Consider the following 25369-nt stretch of genomic DNA (forward strand, 5'->3'; position numbering starts at 1 on the left):
CGTTACAAATTCAAGAATCCGGGGACAACAGCGGCCGGAAGTCCAAACATTCACCGCAGTGGCGACTGATTCTTGATTCTATATCTCTAGTTCAATCTACATAAAGGAGGACGGGGCTGTGTACAAACTGCTAATTGTGGATGATGAGCCAACGGTTCGCTTCGGCTTGCGCTCCTATTTCAACTGGTCCTCGTACGGTATTGAAGTGATTGGTGAGGCGGATGACGGGGATGTGGCCTTTGAGGTGATCGGGAAGGAGCAGCCGGATATTGTGCTGACCGATGTCCGTATGCCCAAGATGGACGGGATTACGCTGTCCCGGCATATCCATGCCGGGTATCCCCGGACGAAGATTATTTTTGTCAGCGGCCATGATGATGCCGATTATCTGAAATCGGCGCTTAAGGTAAGCGCGGTCGATTACATCTTCAAGCCGGTGAATCTGGAGGAGCTCAGCGCGGTGATCCAGCGGGTGGTCAGCCATCTCGATGCCGAGCGGGCGGAGCACCGGTTCAAGGTGGACATGCAGAGCAAGCTGAAGGAAGGGATGCCGCTGCTGCGGGAGAAGTTCCTGCTGTCCCTGATCAGCACCGGCGCCCCCCGCCAGGGTCTGGGTGAACGGCTGCAGTTCCTCGGTCTGAATCTGCCGCTTACTGCCGTGTACTGGGTGATCGTGATTTCTGTCGATGATCTCGCAGAGGTCACAGGGAGCCGTTCGGAGACGGATCAGCAGCTGCTGTGGTATTCCGTGCTGAACATCTGCCAGGAGCTGATCGGCCAGCACCTTACCGGCTATGCCTTTGAGCACCGGATCGGGGAGTTTGTCGGCATTCTGCGGGAGAATCCGGAGGACGGCGGCGCTGCGGACAATGCCGAAGCACTGCTGGAGCTGGCGGGGGATATCCTCGGCAATCTGGAGAAATGGCTGAAGATCAGCGTCACCATCGGCATCAGCGAGCGGGTGACCGGCCTTCCCGGGCTGGTTCATTCCTATAAGCAGGCGCGTGAAGCGGCCGATCATAAATGGTATTTGGGCAAAAACCGGATTATCACCATGGACAGCCTGGAGAATCCCGAGTCGGAGCCGGCCAGCTTCACTAGATACGATCCGGATCATAGCGAGCAGCTGCTGTCGGCACTGAAGGCGGCTGATCCGGACCGGATGCGCGAGGTGCTGGACCAGCTGTTCACGGATTTGAACCGGGGCCGCCGTGACGGGCTTAAATACGGGCGCAACATCTGCCTGCAGATTGTCCTCGCGGTCGGGCAGCTGCTGCTGGAGCTGAATGCCGGGTCTCCCGAGCTGGAGGCGGCGGAAGCCCGGCTGTGGGAGACACTGTTCGAGCAGGAGACGCTTGGCGAGATGCGGGAGCTGATTGAAGCTCATCTCAGCAGTGTCTGTGCGCGTATCCGCGAGAAGCGGACCGGCAAGGTAGCCAATCTGATTGAAAGGGTACGCGAGATCATCAAGCAAAGATATGCGGACGGGGCCTTGACGGTAACGGACATTGGCAAGGAGGTCTATCTGACGCCAACCTATGTCAGTCTGCTGTTCAAGCAGGAGACCGGGCAGACAATCAACGAATTCCTGACGCAGATCCGGGTGGAGAAGGCGAAGGAGCTGCTGCGCGATCCGCAGTACAAATTCTATGATATCTGTTATGCCATCGGCTATACGGACCCGAGCTACTTCACCAAGCTGTTCAAAAAAGCCACGGGAGTTACACCGAGCGCATACCGGGACAGCCATGCGTAGGGCAGCTGCAAGACTCTGGCACCTGTTGTCCTCAGCCTTCGGCTCGGCCGTAAGCCTGGCCCGCCGCATCCGGATTCCCCGGCAGTGGCTGCTGGCCTATCTGCTGCTGATTGTTGTTCCGGCGGGAATCTTCCTGTATGGCTATTACGAGCGTTCGGCCTCCATTCTGAAGAGTGAAGTGATCCGGACCATGCAGCAGGCGCTGAAGCAGGCGGGAAGCAACCTGTCTTACCGCCTGGAGCATATCTACGATATCAGCAATGCGGCTTTTATGAACCCGAACCTCCACTCGTACCTCTCCGTCGGCGCCGATGACCAGTCGATGGAGATTCAGCTGCAGGTCATTAAGGACCTGAGATTTCTCGTCGATACGGTACAGTCGAACTCCGATGTATTCCATGTGCGGCTGTATGTTGATCAATCGAAGCTGTATGCGGGTGAGAAAATCAATTTCTTCTCGCTGGACAGCCTGAAGAACAAAGCCTGGTATTCCCCCGTCATTGGGGCCAACGGAGGCATTGTTCCGATTGGGGCTTACGAGGAATCTTTTCTTGATATCGGGAAGGCCCGCGTGTTCTCGTTCGCCCGTATGCTGCGTGATCCGGACCGGTACGATAAGGTATCCGGCGTGCTGATGATTGATGTACAGGAGAAGATGGTGGCGGATATTCTGTCCGCGCTGCAATTTGCGCCGGGCACGCAGGTCTATCTGACGGACGCGGACGGAACGATTGTCTATCATCCTGACCGCGCCATAATCGGTACGAAGATTGCTCCTGCCATTCTGAAGGATATGAAGCTTAGCAGTGAGGGCAGCTCCACGCTGAAGATAGGCACGGAGGTCAACGATGTGATGTATACGACGCTGCAGCCCACCGGCTGGAGGCTGGTCGCGCAGGGAACGGAATCCCAGCTGTCTCGCCGCGCCCTGGAGCTGACGCAGCGGTCGGAATGGACCTCGCTGATGGAGTATGTGGCGCTGTTCCTGATCCTGCCCTTTGTGCTGCTCGCCATCATTGTCCGCGGAATGAACCGCAGAGTCATGCAGGTTATTACCGTCATCCGCAAGGAGGGAAGTGAAGGGCTGATTGAGCTTCCTCCGGTCAACGGCGATTTTCATATGCTGGAGCGGAGTGTCGATCATCTGATTCTCCGGGTGCGGACGCTGGTGGAGGAGAAGTACAGAGCCGAAATTCATGAACGCGAGGCCCAGCTGCAGGCGCTACAGGCCCAGATTAACCCGCATTTCCTCTACAATACGCTGGATACAATCAATTGGATTGCCATCGGCAAAGGGGCAACCGACATCAGCCAGATGATCGATAGCCTGGCTAAATACTTCAGGCTCAGCCTGAGCAAGGGCCGGAGCATCGTCAGCGTAGAGGATGAGCTGAGTCTGGCCGCAGTCTATCTGAAGATCCAGCAGAGCCGGTTTCTGGATGCATTCGCCTTCGTGCTGGATACCGAGCCCGGGCTGGGTGCCTACCAGATGCCCAAGCTGATCCTGCAGCCGATTGTCGAGAATGCCCTTTTGCATGGAATCCTGAAGTCCAAAGACAAACGCGGAACGATTACCATCTCCGTCAGAGAGGAAGAAGGCGATCTGATCTTCAAAGTGTCCGACGACGGAATCGGCATGGAAGAGGAGCAGGCGCGCCAACTGCTGATGGAGGAGCCGCATGAGGCAAAGCCTGATTCCACCGGCAGCTCCTACGGGCTGTACAACGTGAATGAGCGCATCAAGCTCTATGCCGGCAATCATTATGGAATCAGCATCGCGTCTAAGCCCGGCGCCGGTACCACGGTTACAGTACGCCTAAAGGCGGAGCCGGCCAAAAGACCGCTATAACGGCATAATACGCAGCACAACAGGGGAGAGAAGTATGGCAATGATACGTATTGAGCATCACGAAGCTATGTTGCATGTGCTCATTGAAGTGACAGACGAAGGCAGCGTGAAGCTGCTGCATTTTGCCTCCGGGACGTATGAAGAAGAAACGCTGGACGATAAAAGCTATGCGAACCGCCGCCTGGTGGATGTGCAGATTACAGGAGAGGATCATGTGATCCATCACGGGCTCAAGCATATCGGAACGGTGCCGGGCACCCGCCTGAAATATCAGTCACACCTGTTCAGTGAAGCCGGAGACAGCCGCAGGCTGGAGATCCGCCAGTCCGATGCCGCCACAGGGCTGGCTGTGATCAGCCATTTCCAGTTCTACAAGGGCCTGTCCCTGGCGAGAACCTGGACCGAGCTGCGCAATGAAGGCGGTCACCCGCTGCCGGTCGAGTACGTGTCTTCCTTCGCCTATAACGGCGCGGCCAAGGAAGGCAGCCTCCCGTGGGACCAGAAGATGATGCTGCACCTGCCGCGTAATTCCTGGTGTGGAGAGGTGCAGTGGCAGCAGCATAGCCTGCCTGAATGGGGCCTCAGCCGGGTATTCGATCATTCGGTGAACCGGCTGTCGGTGCATTCGCTCGGCACTTGGTCCTCCTATGAACATCTGCCGGTAGCCATCCTTGAGAATACAGAATCAGGCTCCTGCCTGTTCTGGCAGATTGAGCATAACGGCTCCTGGCAATGGGAACTCAGCGATGCCGAGGTGAATGAGCTGTATGTCAGGCTGAGCGGGCCGAATGAGGACGAGGGACACTGGAGCCGGACGCTCCAGCCGGGAGAGAGCTTCGAATCGGTTCCTGCGGTAGCCGGAGCGGTTCAAGGGGGCTTCACCGAAGCCGCCCGGGAGTTGACCCGTTATCTGCGGCAGGTGCGGAGGAAGAATGAAGATAACCGCACGCTGCCTGTAGTCTATAACGATTTCATGCACAGCTTGTGGGGCGATCCGACTACGGCCAGAGTGCAGCCGCTGGTGGACGCGGCTGCGGCTGCCGGCTGCGAGATTTACTGCATTGATGCAGGCTGGTATGAGGGGGAGCTGGGAGAATGGCTGCCGTCGGAGGGCCGCTTCGAAGGCGGTCTCGCGGCAATGACCGGCTATATCCGCTCCAAAGGCCTGATTCCGGGATTGTGGCTGGAGCTGGAATCGGTGCACCGGGACAGTCCGCTCAGCAAGAAGCCGGATGACTGGTTCTTCTGCAAGCGCGGCCGCAGAGTGGTCGATGCCGGGCGGTACCAGCTTGATTTCCGCAACCCGGAGGTTGTGCGGCATGCCGATGATACCGTGGACCGGCTCATTGCGGAGCTGGGCATCGGCTACTTCAAGTTCGACTACAACCAGAACGCCGGAACCGGCACGGATATCGCGGCGGAGAGTCTGGGTGATGGCCTGCTGGGTCATAACCGGGCTTATCTGGCCTGGGCGGACCGCCTGTTCCTCCGTCACCCGGAGCTTATTGTCGAGAGCTGTGCCAGCGGAGGCATGCGGATGGATTATGCTACCCTGGAGCGCTTCAGCCTGCAGTGTGTCAGCGACCAGATGGACTACCGGCTGATGGGCATGATTGCCGCCGCAAGCCCGTCGGTCATACCGCCGGAGCAGGCCGGAATCTGGTCCTATCCGCTGACCACTTCCGATGATGAAGCTGTCATCTTCAACATGGTCAACGTGATGCTGTCCCGCGTCATTCTGGGCGGACCGCTGGCGGAGCTTGGCGAAGCCGGCAGCGCTCTGGTCCGCGAAGGCATTACCTGCTACCAATCGCTCCGGCAGGAGCTGGCGGAATCCGCAGCCTTCTGGCCGCTGGGCATTCCGCAGCAGCATTCCAGCCGGGCCTGCCTGGGTCTGCAGCTGGGCGGCCGGATCGTACTGGCCGTCTGGCGGATGGATCAGGAAGAGGAGCTTATCGAGATTCCGCTGGGCAAGTGGGCGAAGGGGGCGGCGCAGGGGAAGAACGCTGGGCAGAGTGGAAATGTTCGATGCCTCTATCCAGCCCGGGCGGAATCCGCTGTGGCCGCCTGGGATGCCGAGCGGGCGGTGCTGTGTGTCCGGCTCCCCCAGACCTATTCGGCCAGAGTCATTGAGATTGGCTGACAGTGTATAGCGACAATAAAGAACCTGACCCTCCAATGAAGGAGGAGTCAGGTTCTTTGTGTTGTGACTGATAGGCATAACCGTGAAGTTAAACATCTTCCGGCTGCTTCCGCTCCGGAATAACAAAAGAAACGGTGGTGCCGGCTCCAAGCTGGCTGTGAATGACCAGTCCCTGGCCATACAGCTGTGTCAGCCGCCGGTTGGTATTCAGCAGTCCGATGCCGCGGGAAGGCAAGCCGAGTCCGCTGTCATCCAGCAGATGAAGAACCTGCTCATCAGGCATCCCTTTGCCGTTATCCTCTACTTCAAACGATGTGTACCCCTGCCGGCGGTGAATACGGATATGCAGCAGTCCGCCGGCCTTCCGGCTCAGCAGGCCGTGTCTGACCGCATTCTCGACCAGCGGCTGGAGGGTAAGCGGCGGGAGGAGCAGCTCGATCTCCGGTTCCACATCCCATTCGATCTGCAGGCGTTCGTCAAACCTGGCCTTCTCAATAAACAGATAGGACTCAACCAGCTCCAGCTCATGGGACAGTCCGACTAGCTGCTGCGAGTTCATATAGTCGAAGCTGATTCGCAGATAGGAGGAGAACGCCTCTCCGAGATCACGCATCTTCGGGAGGTCGAATTCACTTAAGGCCAGCAGTGCGTTCAGCGTGTTGAACAGGAAGTGCGGCTGAATTTGCGCCTGCAGGTAAGCAGCCTCCAGCCGCAGGCTCTGATTAATAGACTGCTTCAGTCCGGTCAGGGAGCGGACCCGGTATTTCAGCTCCAGAGCATCCACGGGCTTCGCGACATAATCATTGGCTCCGGATAAGAATCCCGTATAGATATCCACCGGCTGATTGCGGGCAGTGAGCAGCAGGATCGGCAGCTCCGAGACGGAGAAGCGCTGCCGGGCGATCCGCGTCAGCTCGTAGCCGGACATGTACGGCATCATGACATCGGCGATCAGCAGGTCCCAGGGTTCGGTGCCGAGCAGCTCCAGGGCTTCCTGGGCGCTGGTGACGGTGACTAGCTGATGCTGTTCATCCGAGAGTATGCTGGCGAGCACCTTAAGATTGACCGGATCATCATCCACGGCGAGAATAAGAGTCTTGGCCGTCATGGAGGTCTCCTGCAGCTGTATCTGAGGGTGAGAAGGGATCTCCTGTGATGCAGCGCTGCCGCTGGTATCAGGCTGCTTGAATAACAGTCTCCCCTGTTCAAGCAGAAGGTCTTCCATGTCCGGGCTGTCATTCATCCTTGCAGCAGCGGCCTCTTCCGGCGCATGCCGGACCTCAGAAGCAGATGCGAGGGGAAGGGTGAAGGTGAACACGGACCCCTTCCCGGGTTCGGAATCCACGGTAAGGTCTCCGCCGTGAAGCTCTGCCAGCTGCTTGCTGATGCTTAAGCCGAGCCCGATTCCGCCTCCGTCATTGATGCCTTTACTCCCTTGCTCATAAGGGGAGAAGATCCTCGCTTGTGTCTCCTTGTCGATGCCTATACCGGTATCGGACACGCTAATCTTTGCGGTCTTGCCGGTAACCTCGGCAGATATGGTGACTGTTCCGGCCTGCGTGTATTTGATGGCATTGCGCAGCAGGTTATAGAGAATCTGCACAATCCGCTTCTCATCCCCCCATACGGGCGGCAGGGAAGCGGGTAATTCGTTACGCAGCTGCAGCTGCTTGCTGTCCGTCATGAATTCAAACATATTCAGAATTCCGGTTACCAGCGGCCCGATGGCCAGCGGTTCACGCTGTAATAATATCCGCTTCTCCTGCAGACGGGTCACATCGAGCAGATCATTCAGCATATGGGACATCCGGCGGCTGATGGTAATGAGCAGCTCCAGATCCTGGTAGCTTTGATGATCCAGGAGGGATTTCTCCTTCGCTGTTACGGTTTGGGCGATGCTGATGATGCCGTGCAGCGGTGTTCTGAGTTCATGTGCAGTATTCGCCAGGAACTGGTCCTTCAGATGATCGCTTTCCTTCAACTGCTGGTTAAGCAGCCGGTTCTCTTCTGCATTGCGGAAATACCGCTTGAACCAGTAAGCGGAGAATCCGATGATGGCTGCGATGACATCTACCGGATAATACAGAATACTTGCTTTGCTGCTCGATTCCAAGGATCCGCCAAGGACACTGGAGCCGATAGCCGCGGCGGCAAACAGCAGAAATACGGAGTCCTGCTCCTGCCGGGCAACCATACGGCCAATGGAGTATACGACGCCTGCGACCGGAAGCAGGTAGAGCACTGAGAAGAGAGGCCTTGCATATACAACATACTGCGCAGGCAGTACCAGTACATAGACGGTGTAGAGGCACAGGGCAAGGAGGTAACCTTTGAACAAGCGGCCCGGGCGCTCCTGTGCGGAGAAGCTGCGGGTCAGCAGCAGCATGAACAGGGAGATCGCAGGATAAGCCAGCATTTTGAGCTTCAGCGCCCAGGTATAGTTGATTGGCAGCCAGAGCAGCAGCAGGGTATCATTATCGGTCACTATTGAAGCACCTACCGCCAGGAGCAGCAGGCAGAACACCAGGAACGCTTTTTGCCGGCGGTTGAAAAAGAATAGAATTCCCGCATACATCGCATGCAGCAGCATGATCACAAAAGTGACCATCTGGAAGCCGATAGAATACAATCGTTCTGTATCAATCGCTGCCTGGGAGCCGAAACGGATGGAGCGGACAATCCCGCCTTCAAGCGGGTGGTCGTAATTGGCTGCACGGACCAGCAGCGTGATCTCCTGCTGTCCTGCCGCATTATAGGCCGCCGTATAGGAAACAGCCTTAGGTTTGTAGTCCTGGCGGCTCACGGCCAGTTGACCGAAGCTGCCCTCAGTCTGTCCGTTAATCTCAATGCCGGAGGAAGCTTGAATACGCTGAATCCAGAAGCCATACGGCTGCTGCTGCAGCTGGTCAACCAGAATGCGCAGCCTGTAAGTTCCGTAGCCGAAGGAAGAATGTCCTTCTTCAGGGAAACCGCTGCTCCAGTCGCCGGGAACCTGCACAACATGCTGCGCAGCCGGGGTAAGCCCGGTGAAGCTCTCTTGGGTGAGGAATTGGCCGGGATAGAATTCCCATTCACCATCCAGCCGCACAGACCGGGAATTCTCGAAGTCCCAGCCCCGCATATCCAGGACACCTTGCTTCACTTCCGGGTGCTCCGGCGCGGCATACGCGTTGAACCACAGATAACGTATGCTGATCAGGAGGGTCAGATATAATAGCAGCAACAGAGCATGCTTGAGATTCAATATGCTTTTGGTATTGATCATGGTTTGCTTCGTTAAGTTAGTCTTCATCATACGTTCTTTATTCGACATGTTTCGAGGTTATCCTGCCGGGAAATGGCGGGTGCCTGCTTTACCCCCATACCCCGACAAGCAGAATGCCGCCGAAGATGACTACAGAGCACAGAATCCGCCGCAAGCCCTGCTGCTCTTTCAGCAGGAGGATGCCCAGGAACGTAGCGAATATGGTCCCGATCTCCCGCAACGGGCTGATATGGGCGAGCGGCGCCTGCTGCAGCGCGAAGAGGAACAGCAGATACGAGCCCGGATTCAGCACGCTTCCCAGCAGGATGGTGAACTTGTTGCTCTTCCACTCCTCCAGCAGCTTGCGCGATTTCAGGACTGCCGGTGTCAGACCGGCGACAAAACCGATATTGGTGACCTCAAGCAGCGCCAGCGGAGACATATGCTGGAGGTTCAGCTTATCGACGAATACATAGCAGGTTGTGCAGAGTCCCACGCAGAGCGCCATAAGAATCGGCGTATATCCGGACTTCCGGGAGGCGGCGGATGTGGATGCAGATAGGGATGCGGATGAGCTTCTGGAGCCCAGTCCGCTGAGCACTGCGAATCCGCCGAGCATGAAGGCAATGCCGGCCCATCCATAGACAGACAGCGATTCGCCCAGAAAAAGAACACCGATCAGCGGGATGAGCAGCGTGCTCGTCCCCCGCATCACCGGATATATCTGTGATAAGTCACCCATCTCATAGGTTCTGGATAAAAGCCAGGAATACAAGGCCTGCAGCGCTACAGACAGCAGCAGCAGGGCATAAGCTCCGGCTGCAAGCGGGTGAGTCCACAGCTCGGTTATTAGGATAGGGAGCAGCAGAATAGTAGAGATCATCATGATCGACCACAGGAAGATGCTTTTGTCCCGGCTTCTTTTGGTGAACATGCTCCACACCGCGTGACACATCCCGGAAGCCAGAACCAAAAGAATTGGCAGCAGCATTAAATTTCAACCCCTTAAGAAATGATTAGTGTTCTGAATCAGCGGCAGGTGCAGGGGGATGGGAGGGTTGTTCCAGCAGAGCCGAGCCATCCTCAAGCCGGAGCCAAGTCTCGAACTGCTTATCGCCCTCAGTCAGCCGGATGACACGTGCACCCCGCATGAAGCCTTCCCGCCCGTAAGTATTGTAGCCGGTGGCCCGCCCATAGCTGAGCCGGATGCCATGCAGGCTGCCGGTGAAGTCGTTAACATGATCATGTCCGCAAAAAGCACCTGCCACATCGCCCATTTCCACCATAGCTGTGAAGAGTCCCGAATTAAGCACCGGAGCACAGACCTGCTCGAATTTATGGCCGTAGCAGGTCTGCGTGGACCACATCTCGGCATATTCCGGGAGCGGGATATGGAAGAATGCCAGTGCAGGCAGCTTGTCCTCACCTGCCTGGGGATTCAGCCGGGCCGATTGCTCCGTCAGCCAGCGGATCTGGCTCTGCCGGACCCAGTTATAGCCGGGAATCTGCGCAAGCACGGAGTAGGCGCCGGTGTCCAGCATATAGAGAATGGCGCCCGCCGTGGTGCCGGTGCCCGCGATCTCAAGCGTATAATTGCCAGAACCGGCCAGCTCTGCCGGACCTGCTTCAGCCAGGCAGTGGGGGTGCTCCAGTGCAATATCCATCAGCTCACTATAGGAGACACCTTGCTCGGTATCATGATTGCCGAAGACGAAGGCCCAGGGAGTACCGCTCTTCTCTACAGCAGCCACAGCCTCCCGGAACGCCCGCTTGGGCTGCTCGCATGCCTTCTCTCCTTCGGGGACAGGTCCGGTATAGATCAGATCTCCTGTGAAAATAACGAGATCCGGCTGCTCCGCTTCCATCACGCGTTCCATAAGCTCCCGCGTTCGCTGATCCTCGGCTCTTCCATCCATCCAGTGAAGATCGGTGAATTGTACGATGGTAAAGGTTCCGTCCTGGCGGAATGATAATTTGTGCTTCATGTGAAAATCCCCTCTCTGCCTGAATAAAGTTATGAATTTAGTTCATTAGGTGTTAAAGTGCTTTTGTGTTGTTTTGTATTTTATTATGTTGTTTCATGTTGATTTTAGGATGATAATCCGTTTCTGTCAATCTATAATTGGATGGATTGCACTTTCTGCAATAGAATTCACTCAAACCGGTGTGAAATCTCATTCTGCTGTATTTCATACAACTGGTTCCTCTCATTTCACTCCAAAAGACTCCTTTTACAAAATTCTAGTGTACAGAGTGCAATAGAACTATAGTTGGAAGTATAACCGGTGCGGAACTTTACTCCTGCTTGAAGCAGAGCGATTTCTCGCTTCGCAGGCTTTAACTGTATTTTGTACAACTAAAGTTGCCGGATAGGTGCGCCAGAGCATTTTAACTGCATTCTATACAATTAAATAGACCGCCATTCCCTGAATGATCGCTACACGCCATGTTTAGTTGTACAGAATACATTTATCGCAATAAATTCACGCTTTAGCTAACTTTTAACTGTACGAAATACAACTATTCAATTCATCGCCACCTTCGATACGTACGCAAACCGCAGGCATGTGTGTGAACAGAAGATAATGACGCTAAATGCAGGGAGCATTGGTGGAGTAAAGAAACTTAAGGAATTAAGGAATTAAGGATTTAAGGAATTAAGGATTTAAGGATTTAAGGCTTCTGATGCGTAAGCGTAAGCAGATACACTCGTCCACTAGAGAAATCTTTTGATAAAAGCAGCTGCATTGACAAGTGGGATTCGGCTCCATATACTGAGGAAATCAACAACAATACACTCAAAACAACATTACATATACATATGGGTAACCTAAATCGGATAAGGCAATTAGCATTCGCGAACGCGAATTCACTATAACTGGAGGAATCATACATGTCCCTGACCTATGAAGAACGCAGGCAGACCATCCTCTCCCAGCTGGATCTGGAGGGGAAAGTGCAGGTGCATTTTTTGGCTGAGCGGTTCGCTGTAACCACAGAGACGATCCGGCGCGATCTCGACCGTCTGGAGAAGGAAGGGCGTCTGCGCAAGGTGTATGGGGGAGCCGTGCGGATTCGTTCCGGGAATAATGAACCCACCTTCATGAAGCGCTCCCAGATGAATCTGACGGACAAGCAGGCCATTGGCAGGCTCGCGGCTTCGCTTATTCAGGATGGCGAGACAGTAATCCTTGATAACGGGACGACCACGCTTGAGATTATGCGCCAGCTTACAGACCGCGCCCACGTGACGGTCATTACCAACTCGGTTCCGGTCCTGAACTGTGCGCTGGAACAGTTTCAGGGGAAGATTATTTTTGCCGGGGGTGAGGTGAATGCCGCTTATCAGGCGGCTGTAGGCATCACCGCTCATGAGCTGCTGGGCCAGTTCAAGGTGAATAAGGCTTTTATCTCTGCCGGAGGTCTGTCACTCTCGGAAGGAATTACCGATTATCATCTTGAAGAAGCACTCATCTCCCGCAAAATGATGGAACGGGCCGAAGAATCGATTCTGGTCGCCGACCATTCGAAATTCGGAGTCACTACCTTTGCGCAGATTGCCCCGATGGAACATATCTCCATGGTTCTGACCGACAGCGGCTGCACCCGGGAGTGGAAGGATACCTTTGCCCGGCTGGATATAGAGCTGCTGACAGGTTCATAACATACAGGAGCATAACTTACAGAAGCCGCATAGAAAATCAAAAAAAGCGCCAATCCTCTTACACCCTAAGGTGAGGAAGATTGGCGCTTTCTGGTGTGCCGCCAGCTATAGGCGGCTTTCTGGTGTACAGCTAGCTGGTTATGGATAGCAATCTGAAGCTGTGCTTACCCGCCTGAAGCTAGCTATATGAAGCGATCTGAAGCTGTGCTCACCCGCCTGAAGCTATAAGCAGCTAACTGAAGCTGTACTCACCTGCCTGAGGCTAAGTGCAGCCATTAGCAGCATCTCAGCCGATCCAGATCCGCTGCGTAGCGTGATCGCCGGAGTTCCGGCCGATCATTATATCGAAGTCTCCGGGCTCGAACACAAGCTCATCGTCCTGGCCGTAGAACATCAGCATCTCGCGGGTGATCTCGAAGGTGATAACCTGCTTCTCATGCGCGGCGAGGGTAACCTGCTTGAAGCCCTTCAGTTCCTTCACGGGACGGACCACACTTGCGGTAACATCGCGGATATAGAGCTGGACGGTCTCCTTGCCGGTAACCTCCGAAGTGTTCTCTACCTCAATGGAGGCGAGCACCCGGCCATCAGCCGCAGCTTCAACGTTGAAGCTGCTGTAAGCAAAGCTGGAGTAGCTCAGGCCATAGCCGAAGCAGAACAGCGGATCATTCGGGATATCCAGATACCGGGTTACATAACGCACATTCGGATACTGGGGATCATACGGGCGTCCCGTCTGATAAGCATTATAGTACACAGGAATCTGTCCCACAGAGTAAGGGAAGCTCATGGACAGGCGTCCGGACGGATTATAATCGCCGAACAGCACATCCGCAATGGAATTCCCCGACTCACTGCCCAGGAACCAGGCCTGTACCAGCGCGTCGCTTGCATCAAGCACTGGCGCAAGCTCCAGCGGACGGCCGCTGAATACGATGGTGACGACAGGCTTGCCGGTATCCTTCAGACGCCGGATCAGCTTCTCCTGATTCGCGGACAGCCGCAGGCTGGCTTTGCTGCCGCCTTCCCCGGTGTCATGCTGGTTCTCGCCGACAGCGGCTAGAATGACATCGCAATCCTTCAGCTGTTCGAAGGCTTCCTCAGCGTGGTCTTCCACATCGAAGACACCCTCCAGCATGCTTCCCAGCTCGCCGGTCATTGCTGTAACAATATCTGCTGCCGGGATTTTGCCGGTGATGCCGGTGTAGAGGGAGACTGCCGGATCTTTCTCGGCGCCTGCCCAGCCGCCCAGTACATGAATAGAGGTGGCGAATGGACCGGCCAGACCGATCTTCATCCCCCGCTTCAGCGGCAGCACTTCATTCTCGTTCTTCAGCAGCACCACCGAGCTTGCACCGAGTTCCCGTGCAGCTTGCAGGTGCTCAGCGCTGGGCTTATCCGCTTCGTCTGCCACCGGATCGGCATCCTTGAACGGGTTGTCGAACAACCCGAGGGCATCCTTCAGCTCCAGTACCCGGGTGACCGCTTCGTCGATCAGGCTGATATCGAGCAGCCCTTCTTCGACCAGTGCGGCCCCGTGGTTCAGATAGTGGGTGGACATCATCTCGATATCCAGACCTGCGGCAAGGCTTTTGTGGGCGGCTTCGCGGCCATCCTGCGCAGCGCCATGGGGCACCAGCTCATTCACAGAGTTGAAGTCGGCGATGGTAACGCCGTCAAAGCCCCATTCCTCCCGCAGAATTCCGCGCAGCAGTTTGCTGTTGCCGCTGGCCGGAATCCGGTCAATGGTATTGAACGCGGCCATGACCATTGCGACACCGGCATCTACTGCAGCTTTATAAGCCGGCAGATAGAATTCGCGCAGTACACCGGTGGACATATCCACCGTGTTGTATTCACGGCCGCCTTCGGGCGCGCCGTAGCCGGCGAAATGCTTCACGCAGGCTGCGATCCGCCCCGGCTCCTTCAGGTCTGTCCCCTGATAGCCCCGGACCATGCTCTCGGTCACGCGGGCGTTCAGGTAAGGGTCCTCACCGGAGGTCTCCATCACCCGGCCCCAGCGCGGATCGCGCACGAGGTCAGTCATAGGGGAGAAGGTGACGTGAATACCGGCAGCGGCGCTCTCTCTGGCTGCGATTTCAGCGAAGCGTTCGATGGCTTCAAGGTCAAAGCTGCTGCCCATCGCCAGCGGAATCGGCAGGATGGTCCGGTAGCCGTGAATGACATCCGCCATGAAGAGCAGCGGAATCTTCTGGCGGCTGGATTCCAGATGCCGGGTCTGCAGCTCAATGACATTCCGTGCGCCAATGCCGTTCAGAACGCTTCCGATGTTCTCCATCACCTGCGGCTTGATGTTCAATTCTTTGAATGGACCCGTTAAATCCACGGTATCATCCAGACCCCAATAGTAAGGACCGAGCTGGGTTAGCTGGGCCATCTTTTCGTCTAGTGTCATATCGTTCACGAGATCTTGGATAAACGGTTTAGTCATGGCTAACTCCTTCGTTAAGCGTACTGAAAGTTATCGTCTGTATATATTATTGTGCCAAATAGATATGCAGTTCATCACCAGGCAGTGTAAGCAGGTTGTTCTTGGCGATGCTTACGGCACCCGGGCGGTACGGATTGGACAGGACCTGGCCGGTAACCGCAACTCCCGCTGCATGCAGCTCCGGAGTACGAGCCGGGCCTGAGCCGATGTGATAAACAAAGGTTAACGGACGGCCGAAGCACTCATAAGTGAAGCGCAGTCCGTCAAGACTGGCCGGCAGTACCGGATCAATGATCAGCTCTTCTTCGCTGAAGCGGATACCCAGGATTGCTGAGATGAGCTGGTTGAGATAGATTCCGGGACCGCTGGAATACAGGCGCCAGCCGCCTTTGACTTCTACACTGCCGTCGCGCAGCTGATCGAAGTTCTGCTGATAGCTGTAACGGTCAGGGAAATTCCCGTCCGAGCTGCTGAAGTACATATTGCTCTGGCGCAGCTGGGCATTAGGGACGCTCTGCCGGATGTTGATCGGGTTGATCTGGAACAGGCCTTCCCAGGCGCGCTCAGCTTCGCCAAGCTTGGCGGAAGCTTCGAGATAGCGGATATGGGCATGCACATACTGCAGGCTGATCTCGCGGCCGACACTGGCGGCTTGCTCGGCACGGCGGAAGATCGTACTTACGCCGCCTTCATAGCGGGCGGGACGATCCATCAGCCGCACGCCATCCGGGTGATTCAGATACTCGTCAATCAGGCGGAAATTGGCAACCGCTTGTTCAGGGGTGACCAGTTCAGCGATGATACTGCGTGTCATCGGCAGTAACCGGTACTTAATGCCCGTCTGCTGATCCAGCGGATGAAGCATATAATCAATGCTTCCGTCTTCCTGGAAGTAGGCGAAGCCGGCGATTACGCCATCCTTGATCAGCAGCGTCCGGAAGGATTCCTTCATCTCTTCGGCCATTACAGCAAGGCTGGCGGAGAATTCGGCATCGGCTGTAGTGACCTGCGACAGGTTGCGGATGACCTGGAAGGCCAAAGCGACAGTCCAGGCACTTACGAGCTTGGTCTTCAAGGCTTCATCAGCAGGCTGCAGGGTATCATCCCAGTCGCCGCCGGCATAATTGATCAGGGAAGTGCCCGGTACGAAGCGTTCGCGGATCGTCTCTACAGCAGCTTTGACATGCTCAAGCACCGTTTCGGTCTGCTGGCTTGGCAGGGCATCTGCCAGATGGTGGTAAGCTACCTGTTCCTGAAGGATCGTGTAGTCTCCTGTAGCCATAATATAATCGCTGATGCATTTCAGCGGCCAGAGTACGACATCGCCATGCCATTCATGGGCTTGTACCGGATGCTGGTCGAACATGAACCATTGCGGCCATTCCTTGCTCTCCCACAGCTGATGGGAGTAGATCTTCAGCAGTACATTTCTGGCCAGCTCATAATGCTGGGTCATCAGGAAATACTCCATCGGCCCCTGGCATACATCGCGTGTGCCCCATGCGGCTCCGCCCGGCTGTTCAAGGCCATGCGGCATAATGAAATGGGTCATCGCATTATGGGTGTACCACCATACAGTTTCGTTCAGAATATCAATCCGTGACTGCTCTTCTCCTTCAAGCTGGAGGTGGAAGCCCGAAGTAAATGCTTCATAGAAGCCTTTAAACAGCGCTTCCTCGGTTTCCGGAGTGTAAGGAGAGACCAGGGGAAGACTGTCGGCCTGTGTGAGCCGGCCTTGGATTACAAGCTGGAAGCTTGCCGACTGCGTGACGGAAATCGTCAGCAGCGTTCCGTTGCGCGGCTGTCTGTCCGTATAGAATATCCGGTCATCGCTGTACGTATAGGCAGTTCCCGGAAGCTGGATATCGAAATGCAGACCGGGATAAGGAAGCTGCTGTACAGACGCTTCGTCAGGAAGAACCTGCAGAATACCGTCCTTGGCTTCAACTCTTACCGGCTGCTGGAATTCATGCTCACCCATAACAAGCTGGTTCGTGATCAGATAATCATAGGATTTGCCGAGCTTCGACTGAACCTGCAGGGCAACATCCGGCTGGCCTGCTGCGGCAAAGACGGTAACCGTGAGCAGATCATCCTCAACCTGGTAATGCCATCTGGCAAAGTTAACGCCCATTTCGTAAGCTGCCGGGAGCGTAAGAATCCGGTAGACCCCATCCAGACGGACATAGATCCGCTGTCCGCTGTTCCGCTGAATATTCAGCAGGCCGCGTGGTGTGGAGAGCAGTTTATGGAAAGAGGTATTGCCGACAACCGTCTGGCCGTTGAAGATTCCGTACATATAGTTAGTGGAAGAAATTAGGTTGTTATCGACTTGGCTTTTATCGAGCAGCGTAGTGATGATATGGCCGTGCGGACGTTCAACCAGCAGCTCCTTGGGCTGCAGAACAACATGGACATGCTCCTCAGTGAAGAAGGAGAGCAGTTCCCCGTTCTCAATTTCTTCAAGCTTCCGGTTAGGGTAAGCCGCTTCAATCTCAGCTTGTGACCACTGTGCAGAGACATAAGGTGCGCCAATATCAGTACTTAGCACAGGCACATCTCTGGCCGGCGCAGCCTCACCCGCGCTCCAGTCGATTTCATCGTAAGCTGCCTGCAGCTCGGCCTGGAACTCTAGCTCTGTTACAGCAGCCGGATGAGTAGGGCGGAAGAGCCCGTAGAAGGCGAATTCAGCGGGAGCGGACAGCGTTATAAGCTCTGTCTGCAGCGCGGTATAGGCCAGCTCGTATTGATAATTGCGGTTCTGCAGATTGCCGCTGAGCACCTCAGGCACGTAACTGCCTTTGTAGGACACGCCGAAGAACTGCATACCGTCAGTAGAATAACCTACTGCGCGGGTACCCACTGCACCCTGCTGCAGATAAGGGAAGGCAGTCCCCTGCGGCTGGTTCTGGCGGGAGCATACGGCATAGCCGTTCGTGCCTTCCCAGATGCTGTGATCCAGGTATTGGCTCATGTACAGCTCATTGGCCAGCACGCCGCCTTTGCCTGCGACACCGATATCCTGTCCGTAGATCACATCCACGGTCTCACCGCTGCCGGAGAGCTGAATATGCCAGAACCAGATTCCGTCCCGGGCGGGCGCGAAGGTGACACGGTAGCTGATAGCTTCTATAGAACCTTCAAAAATCAGTTGGTCTTGACTATGGGACAGCTTGGAGCCCGAGCGGATTCCGAGTAAAGGATAGCTGCTGATTCCTTGCTCCGTATGCACGCGCAGATAGATATTATTAGCTGAACCATCTACAGGATTGCCTTGGAACTGATTAATGAGAGTAGACTCATGGGTGAACTCGAAGATGTCTCCTGTTGGCAGGAACGTATAACTAAGGTCATCCCGGGTTAAGGTAATCATGTTTGATTGTTGTTTGAAAATCATAATAACCCTCTCTTTCCAGTACGTGATTGGGACATGAATTAGTTAGGGGGAATTCATCATCAGATGTCACAAGAACAAGGTGACATGTCCGTGTAAAGAATAAATAGAAACGTTTCCATAAGTGATACATCTCGATATTAGTCTGAAGACGAAAAAAAGTCAATTATCTGCGAAAAAACGACCGAATTATCGTTTTTGTAACGCTGAATGTAATTTTTTTACTTGTAATTCGAAAATAAAAAATGTTTGACAGCGTATACAACTTGGGAGTATGCTCTGAGCAAGGGGAAACACAAAGAAATAATGGAAACGTTTCTATACTGTCCAATACGGTTAATTATTAAAGGTATGCACGCAGTTGTCATTCCGGCTGCAGGACAAGAAGTGAAACAAAGATATGCATGTTGTAAGAATGCATCGTTCAATTTGGAGGTGGGCTCATTGGCAAGATTTGTACATGCGGGCGGAAATATCGTCCGGGAACTGTTTAAGAACAAAGTGCTGTATCTCATGCTGCTGCCTGTCATTGTGTATTTCGCGGTCTTTCATTATGCGGTAATGCCCGGCGCTTATGTTGCATTCGTGGATTACAAGCTCAACAAAGGTATCTTTGGCAGTGATTTCATCGGTCTGAAGAACTTTGAATTCCTGGTGCAGACCGGAGAGCTCTGGAATATCACCAAGAATACGCTGCTCTACAATCTGGTATTCCTTGCTTTAGGTAATATTATTCAGATTGTGTTTGCCATCATGTTGTCGGAGATAACCGGGAAATGGTTCAAGAAGATCTCCCAGTCCGTTATTCTCCTGCCAAACTTTATCTCGATGGTTATCGTTGGTGTGTTTGCTTACAATCTCTTCAACTTCAACTCCGGATTCATCAATACGATGATCTCGGGGGCAGGGCTGGACCGTTACGAGTTCTATAACGATCCGGGAATCTGGAAATACATTATTGTGGCCTTCAAGATCTGGGCGGGTACCGGCTACGGTATGATTGTCTATCTGGCTGCGATCACAGGGATCAATCATGATCTGTACGAGGCTGCCTACATGGATGGTGCTACTACCTGGCAGCGGATCCGCTACATGACCCTGCCTATTCTGAAGCCGACCTTTATACTGCTCCTGCTGTTCGGTATGGGCGGGATTCTCAAAGGCTCCTTCGACCTGTTCTACAATCTCATTGGCACAAACTCCGTGCTGTATCCGCAGACGGATATCATAGATACGTATGTCTTCCGCTCCCTGGTGGGACAATTTAACTTCTCGATGGGTGCTGCAGTAGGATTCTACCAATCCTTATTCGGCCTGGTCCTGGTGCTTGTGGTTAACTTTATTGTACGCAAGGTTGAACCGGACAGCGCGTTGTTCTAAGACAAGACACGAAACAGGGGTGATGAAAATGGCAAGTACATCTATTAAAATCAAACAGGATTCCGGCAGTGTTTTCATAAAAGTGATCAGTTACATCTGCATCACGATCTTTGCACTGTTCTGTGTGTTTCCTTTTGCGCTGATGATCTCTTCCTCCTTCATGAATGAGCAGGAGATTGTCCGCGAGGGATATAAGCTGATTCCGAATGAGGTTTCCTTCAAGGCCTACGAATTGTTGCTCAGTAACTCCTCCAAGCTGGTGGATGCTTATCAGGTTACGATTTTTATCACAGTCGTAGGTACGGTGCTCGGGCTGTTCATGATGTCCATGGCCGGATTTGTCCTGAACCGCAAGGATTTCAAATACCGTAACTTCTTCTCCTTCCTGATCTATTTCACAACCTTGTTCAGTGGAGGATTGATTCCGACTTATATTCTGATGGTCAAGCATCTGCATATGAAAGACAACCTGTTCGCCATGATTCTGCCGGCTGTGGTAGGGGCGTGGTCGATCTTCCTGATGCGTAACTTCATGAAGGCGATCCCGGATTCCCTGTATGAATCAGCCACGATTGACGGCGCAGGCGATTTCCGCATCTACTGGCGGATCTTCATGCCGCTGGCGGTTCCTTCACTGGCGACTATCGGGCTGTTCTCGGCGCTGGGCTTCTGGAATGAGTGGTACAACGGGATGCTGTACATGGACTCTCCGACCAAGTTCCCGCTCCAGTACTTCCTGCAGCGCATGATCAACCAGGCGAATATGGGCAGTCTCATCAACTCGGGAGCGGTCATTAATACAGCCGATCTGCCAACTCAATCCATTAAAATGGCTACAGCCGTGCTGGCCACAGGCCCGATCATTCTCCTGTATCCATTCATTCAGCGTTACTTCGTAACCGGTCTTACCGTCGGTGCTGTTAAGGGTTAATAGACGCCTGCTTCAATCGAAGGGTGTTTGTTATAGATGCAAAATCCATAATATAGAAAAGAAAAGGGAGGCTTACCGAATGAAAGGTAAAAAGATTGCTTCTTCTCTAGCTGCTGTCCTCATGCTTACTGGAGTGCTATCCGCTTGTTCGTCAAGCAATAATGCAAATGGAAATAATTCAGGTTCGTCCAACACTCCATCCAGTTCCACTAATGCCGGAGGAGTAGACACCTCTAAGGAAGCAAAGCTGGTGTACTACCTGTGGGGCAGTGAAGGAGTTACCAATAAAGAAATTCTGGCTGAGATCAATAAGAAGCTTAAGGCCGATCTGAATACTACACTTGAAATCAAGTACATTGACTGGCCGGACGTAGCTACCAAGTATCCGCTGCTGTTCGCTTCCGGCGAATCGTTCGATCTGTCGCATGCTTCTCCGGGGGCCGCTGTGTCTTACTACACCCTGGCTACTGAAGGGGCGCTGACTGACATTACCGACATGCTGGACAAGGTGGCGCCTAAGCTGAAGGCGGAGATTCCTGAAGCCTCCTGGCAGAACACCAAGGTCAATGGCAAAATCTACGGCGTACCGAGTCTGTTCAGTGAATACACGCCTGCCGGTTATGCATACCGTACGGATCTGCTGAAGAAATACGGCATGACCGAAATTAAGACAATCGATGACATGGTTAAATACATGGATAATGTGGTTGCCAACGAATCCTTCCCGCCAATTAACGGTAAGGCTGAGGATGCACAGAACATGTACAGAATGCTCGTAGATACTACAGACATGTGGCTGAACGCACCTGGTATCTCGCTGAATGAATTGAATCTGGTCACCAAGAGCCCGGAGGATTACAAGACCGTATTCCATCCAGCCTTCACCCAGGAATTCGAAGATTGGGCTGTGAAAATGCGTGAGTGGGGCGACAAGGGCTATTGGGGCAAAGACGTTCTGTCCGCTTCCCTCGGCAGCAAGGACAACTTCAGAGCAGCGAACTCTGCGGGTTATCTGACTCATGCCCAGGACTGGATCGGGCAGTACGGCGGAGATATCAAGGCACTGCCTGACTCTCCTACAAGCTTCTATACTTTTGCTGAAGCGAACAAGAAAATCAAGCGTAAAATGGGTGTAGACAACTCGACAGTAATCAGCGCGAATTCCTCTAATCCAGAGCGCTCTCTGATGGTAATTGAGAAATTCATGACCGATGAAAGCTACTACAACCTGATGCAATACGGTATTGAAGGCAAGCATTATGTAATTGAAGATGGTGTTAAGAAGCAGCCTGAAGGCTTCAATGAAAAAACAGACGGCGGAGGCTTCGCAGCCTGGTCCCTCAGAAACGACAAGTTCGTGATTCCGAGTGATACTGAGAACCCGATCCGTAAAGACCTGTTTGCTGAATGGGATAAAGAAGCAATCGATGATCCGTATAACGGCTTCAGCTTCGATCCTTCGAATGTAACAACTGAAATTGCTTCGATCTCGAACGTCAATGCACAGCTCGGTATTCAGCTGATGCTGGGTAAAACAAGCAAAGATCCAAAAGCAGCCGTTGCAGATTACCGCGACCAGCTGACAAAAGCAGGAATTGACAAGGTCATTGCCGAAGTAGAGAAACAATTGGCAGAATTTGTACCCGTCAACTAAAGGAATGTAGAGGTACCTGGGAGCTATAGTCTATAGCTCCCTTACCTATAAATGGGGGAGTAGTGTGGACGTTAATATTAAGGATATCGCGCGGATATCCGGAGTCGGCATCTCGACTGTATCCAGGGTCATCAACAATAAGGGACTGGTGAGTGATGCGACCCGCGAGAAGGTTCTGAGTGTCGTGAAGGAATACAATTATATTCCGAATTCCAACGCACGGAATTTAAAAACCACGCAATCCAAGAACATTGCACTCATGGTCAAGGGAATTACCAATCCGTTCTTCGCCATCATGATCAAGGAAATTGAACGGCAGGTCAATCTGCGCGGCTATCCGTTTCTCATCCATCAGGTAGAGGATGGAACCGATGAGATCAATGCGGCGATTCAACTGGTGAAGGAGAAGAACTTAAGCGGGATTATTTTCATGGGCGGTACGTATAACCATTCCGAAGAGAAGTTCAAGCAGCTGACGGTTCCGTTTGTACTGACGACGATTACTACATCCCAGGAAGTGGACCCGGCCATATTCTCCAGCGTAACCATCAATGAATCGAAAGAGGCCTACAAGGCAACCAGTTATTTAATCTCACTTGGACACAAGAACATTGGCTTTCTGGCCAAATCACCTTTATTGGATGAAACTACGGGCAGCCGGCGGCTTATGGGATATAAGCTGGCATTAGAAGAAAATAATCTGCCTTACAATGCCGGGCTTGTAGAGGATTGTGAATACAGTCCGAGCTCGGGCTTCAACGCTGCACGCAGACTGCTTAACCGGGACAGAGCGGTGACCGCAATATTTGCTGCTTCCGATACCATTGCCATCGGTGCGGCCAAGGCTGTGCTTACCGCCGGCTTGTCCATCCCTGATGATATTTCGATTATCGGCTTTGACGGCATTGAGATGGCAGAATATTATCATCCTGCGCTGGATACGATCAGCCAGCCGGGTACGGAAATGGCTCTATCCAGTGTAGGGGTATTATTTGATCTTATTTCGAATCGCACGAACCATCAGCATATTGTCTATGATGCAGTCTTGCTAAAACGGGGCTCCTGCAAAATGATTAAGAGCCGATAACAGCAGGGCGCTGACTATAAACGTATTGGAGTTGATATCCAGGATGCAAGAATCTTTGAGAATAGGCACTTTGGTCCGGGGCGGTGAAGCCGTCCAGGTCATTCCGCAGATTGTGAAGCATGGCTTCGAATCCTTCCAATTGAATTTCTGGCAGACGACAGGTGATACAGATTTAGTGGAGACGGCTGCGCGGCTCCGCGAGCTTGCTGCCGAGCATAATTTCGTCATCTCCGCCGTGGGGATCTATGGCAACCCGCTAGGCGGCAACGTTGAGAGCGCAGATACACTGGCCGGCTGGGAACAGCTGATTGAACATGCCCACTTGTTCGGCACGGACATTGTCGGCGGCTTCACCGGGCGGCTGCCCGGCTCTTCAATTGACGAGTCCCTGCCGAGATTCGCCGAAGTATTCGGAGAATTGTCGAAGCGGGCCGCGGACAAGGGTCTGCGGATTGCTTTTGAGAACTGTGCGATGGGCGGGGACTGGCAGAAGGGCGACTGGAATATCGCGCATAACCCTACAGCTTGGGAGAAGATGTTCAATAGCGTTCCGGCAGATAATCTCGGCCTGGAATGGGAGCCTGCCCACCAGTTGACCGCGCTGATTGACCCGGTCCCGCAGCTGCGCAAATGGGTGGATAAGATCTTCCATGTGCACGGTAAGGATGTCACTGTCGGCTGGGATATAATCAAGGAATACGGGATTCATGGTCCGAAGCCTTATGTATGGGACCGCACGCCCGGCTTCGGCGATACCAACTGGACCGATATTATCACCATTCTCCGCCAGGGCGGCTACAAGGGCACGATCGACATCGAAGGCTGGCATGATCCGGTTTACCGTGATGAGCTGGAGATGACCGGCCAGGTACATGCCCTGAATTATTTGAAGAATTGCCGCGGAGGCAGCATTGTGCCGAATCCGGTGGTTTGACTTTGACGACAACAAGACCTCGTTATCCACGCATGTGGAGGATGGGGTCTTTGTTGTATATGGAACTACTCCCCCGGAAGGGGAGTGAAAGCGGGCTGGCCGGGAGCGGGATACGTCGGCGCGGGAATAAGGCGGGAAGGACGCGGGAATGAGAGGGAGTATAGGTCGCCGCCAGGAATCTTGCAGAAAATACAACAATACCGGACTCAAAACTGCCGATACGCAGTAATCTTGCAGAAAATACAACAATAAAGGGCTTCAAGCTGCCCAACCGTCAGAAATCTTGCAAAAAGTACAACAATACCGGATTTGAAGCGCTCGACCGCCAGAAATCCTGCAAAAAGTACAACAATACCGGATCTGAAGCCGCCCAACCGTCAGAATTCCGCACTTGCAGGAAACATGGTTACTTGATTCTGTCCAAAGTGAGTCCGGCGCAGGAAAGAGAAGCAGAAAAACACCGGACTCCGTCCAAATGAGTCCGGCGTGAATCAGAAGCGTAAATACCCCTGAGTCATTCCGCCAAAAGTGAGTCCGGCGAAGGAAACAGAGGTAGATACTTTATTTTGGTGACAGTTCGCGGAAACTAGGCCTTAAACGAAACGCTTGATTGTCCAGTAAGGGACAGTGAAGCTGCCTTGGTTCGTTGCGATATGCAGTGCGTCTGATGAGTGATCTATTTTACATACTCCGGTGTAGGTTTCTCCGCTGATCAAGTGAACGCGTTGCCACAGATTGGAGAGGAGCGCATGTTGAATGTCCTTTTTTATCATACTCGTTCACTTCCTTAGTTGCTCTTAGTTGCTGTATGTTAGTAAGCTTCTGTACTTATTATTTAAACCGCAGAGCAATAATGTAACAGCTCAATTGGTTACAGTTTT

At 53.5% G+C, this 25369-nt stretch carries 14 protein-coding genes; 9 read left to right on the forward strand and 5 right to left on the reverse strand.

Features of this window, described 5'->3' with window-relative positions:
• Positions 1–118 precede the first annotated feature (118 nt).
• Genes MHI42_RS27550 through MHI42_RS27560 form a run of 3 tightly spaced genes read left to right on the forward strand, consistent with a single transcriptional unit; the run spans position 119 to position 5748 of the window.
• On the forward strand, positions 119–1756 hold the full coding sequence (locus MHI42_RS27550; protein ID WP_342421250.1) for a response regulator: 1638 nt from the start codon (positions 119–121) through the stop codon (positions 1754–1756).
• Entirely contained in the window at positions 1749–3605 is a 1857-nt protein-coding gene (locus MHI42_RS27555) for a sensor histidine kinase (protein WP_342421251.1), read from the forward strand. Before MHI42_RS27550 ends, MHI42_RS27555 begins: the two co-directional genes overlap by 8 nt.
• A gap of 34 nt (positions 3606–3639) precedes the next feature.
• Positions 3640–5748: an alpha-galactosidase gene (locus MHI42_RS27560; protein ID WP_342421252.1), complete on the forward strand. Its 2109-nt coding sequence runs from the start codon at positions 3640–3642 to the stop codon at positions 5746–5748.
• 88 nt (positions 5749–5836) lie between these two features.
• On the opposite strand, the gene MHI42_RS27565 is transcribed toward MHI42_RS27560, so the two are convergent.
• From MHI42_RS27565 to MHI42_RS27575, 3 genes are read right to left on the reverse strand one after another with little or no spacing between them, the layout of a single operon-like run.
• A complete protein-coding gene (locus MHI42_RS27565; RefSeq protein WP_342421253.1) occupies positions 5837–9061 on the reverse strand; it encodes an ATP-binding protein in 3225 nt (1074 codons plus the stop codon).
• Positions 9062–9101: 40 nt separating this feature from the next.
• Positions 9102–9983 carry a DMT family transporter gene (locus MHI42_RS27570; protein WP_342421254.1) on the reverse strand — a complete coding sequence of 294 codons (882 nt, stop codon included), beginning with the start codon at positions 9981–9983 and terminating at the stop codon, positions 9102–9104.
• A gap of 25 nt (positions 9984–10008) precedes the next feature.
• The gene (locus tag MHI42_RS27575; RefSeq protein WP_342421255.1) at positions 10009–10977 is read right to left on the reverse strand and encodes a metallophosphoesterase family protein; all 969 of its coding nucleotides are present in this window, start codon (positions 10975–10977) and stop codon (positions 10009–10011) included.
• 908 nt (positions 10978–11885) lie between these two features.
• Here MHI42_RS27575 and MHI42_RS27580 point away from each other — a divergent pair.
• Positions 11886–12656 carry a DeoR/GlpR family DNA-binding transcription regulator gene (locus MHI42_RS27580; RefSeq protein WP_171718302.1) on the forward strand — a complete coding sequence of 257 codons (771 nt, stop codon included), beginning with the start codon at positions 11886–11888 and terminating at the stop codon, positions 12654–12656.
• Positions 12657–12942: 286 nt separating this feature from the next.
• Here the strand turns inward: MHI42_RS27580 and bglX are convergent, their stop codons facing one another.
• Positions 12943–15108 (reverse strand): beta-glucosidase BglX, encoded by a 2166-nt coding sequence (bglX, locus tag MHI42_RS27585; RefSeq protein ID WP_342421256.1) that lies wholly within the window; start codon positions 15106–15108, stop codon positions 12943–12945.
• Positions 15109–15154: 46 nt separating this feature from the next.
• On the reverse strand, positions 15155–18481 hold the full coding sequence (locus tag MHI42_RS27590; protein ID WP_342421257.1) for a cellobiose phosphorylase: 3327 nt from the start codon (positions 18479–18481) through the stop codon (positions 15155–15157).
• 465 nt (positions 18482–18946) lie between these two features.
• On the opposite strand from MHI42_RS27590, the gene MHI42_RS27595 reads away from it, so the two are divergent.
• The 5 genes from MHI42_RS27595 to MHI42_RS27615 all read left to right on the forward strand — a co-directional run bounded on the left by MHI42_RS27595 (position 18947) and on the right by MHI42_RS27615 (position 24488).
• A complete protein-coding gene (locus MHI42_RS27595; RefSeq protein WP_231637716.1) occupies positions 18947–19882 on the forward strand; it encodes an ABC transporter permease subunit in 936 nt (311 codons plus the stop codon).
• A gap of 43 nt (positions 19883–19925) precedes the next feature.
• Positions 19926–20813 carry a carbohydrate ABC transporter permease gene (locus MHI42_RS27600; protein ID WP_042141583.1) on the forward strand — a complete coding sequence of 296 codons (888 nt, stop codon included), beginning with the start codon at positions 19926–19928 and terminating at the stop codon, positions 20811–20813.
• Between the two features lie 79 nt (positions 20814–20892).
• On the forward strand, positions 20893–22467 hold the full coding sequence (locus MHI42_RS27605; RefSeq protein WP_342421258.1) for a DUF3502 domain-containing protein: 1575 nt from the start codon (positions 20893–20895) through the stop codon (positions 22465–22467).
• A gap of 64 nt (positions 22468–22531) precedes the next feature.
• Positions 22532–23554, forward strand: a complete 1023-nt coding sequence (locus MHI42_RS27610) for a LacI family DNA-binding transcriptional regulator (protein WP_042139624.1) — start codon at positions 22532–22534, stop codon at positions 23552–23554.
• A gap of 55 nt (positions 23555–23609) precedes the next feature.
• A complete protein-coding gene (locus tag MHI42_RS27615) occupies positions 23610–24488 on the forward strand; it encodes a sugar phosphate isomerase/epimerase (RefSeq protein WP_342421259.1) in 879 nt (292 codons plus the stop codon).
• Positions 24489–25369: the final 881 nt, after the last annotated feature.

The organism is Paenibacillus sp. FSL E2-0178 (genome assembly GCF_038593005.1).
Taxonomy (GTDB): domain Bacteria; phylum Bacillota; class Bacilli; order Paenibacillales; family Paenibacillaceae; genus Paenibacillus_AQ; species Paenibacillus_AQ phytohabitans.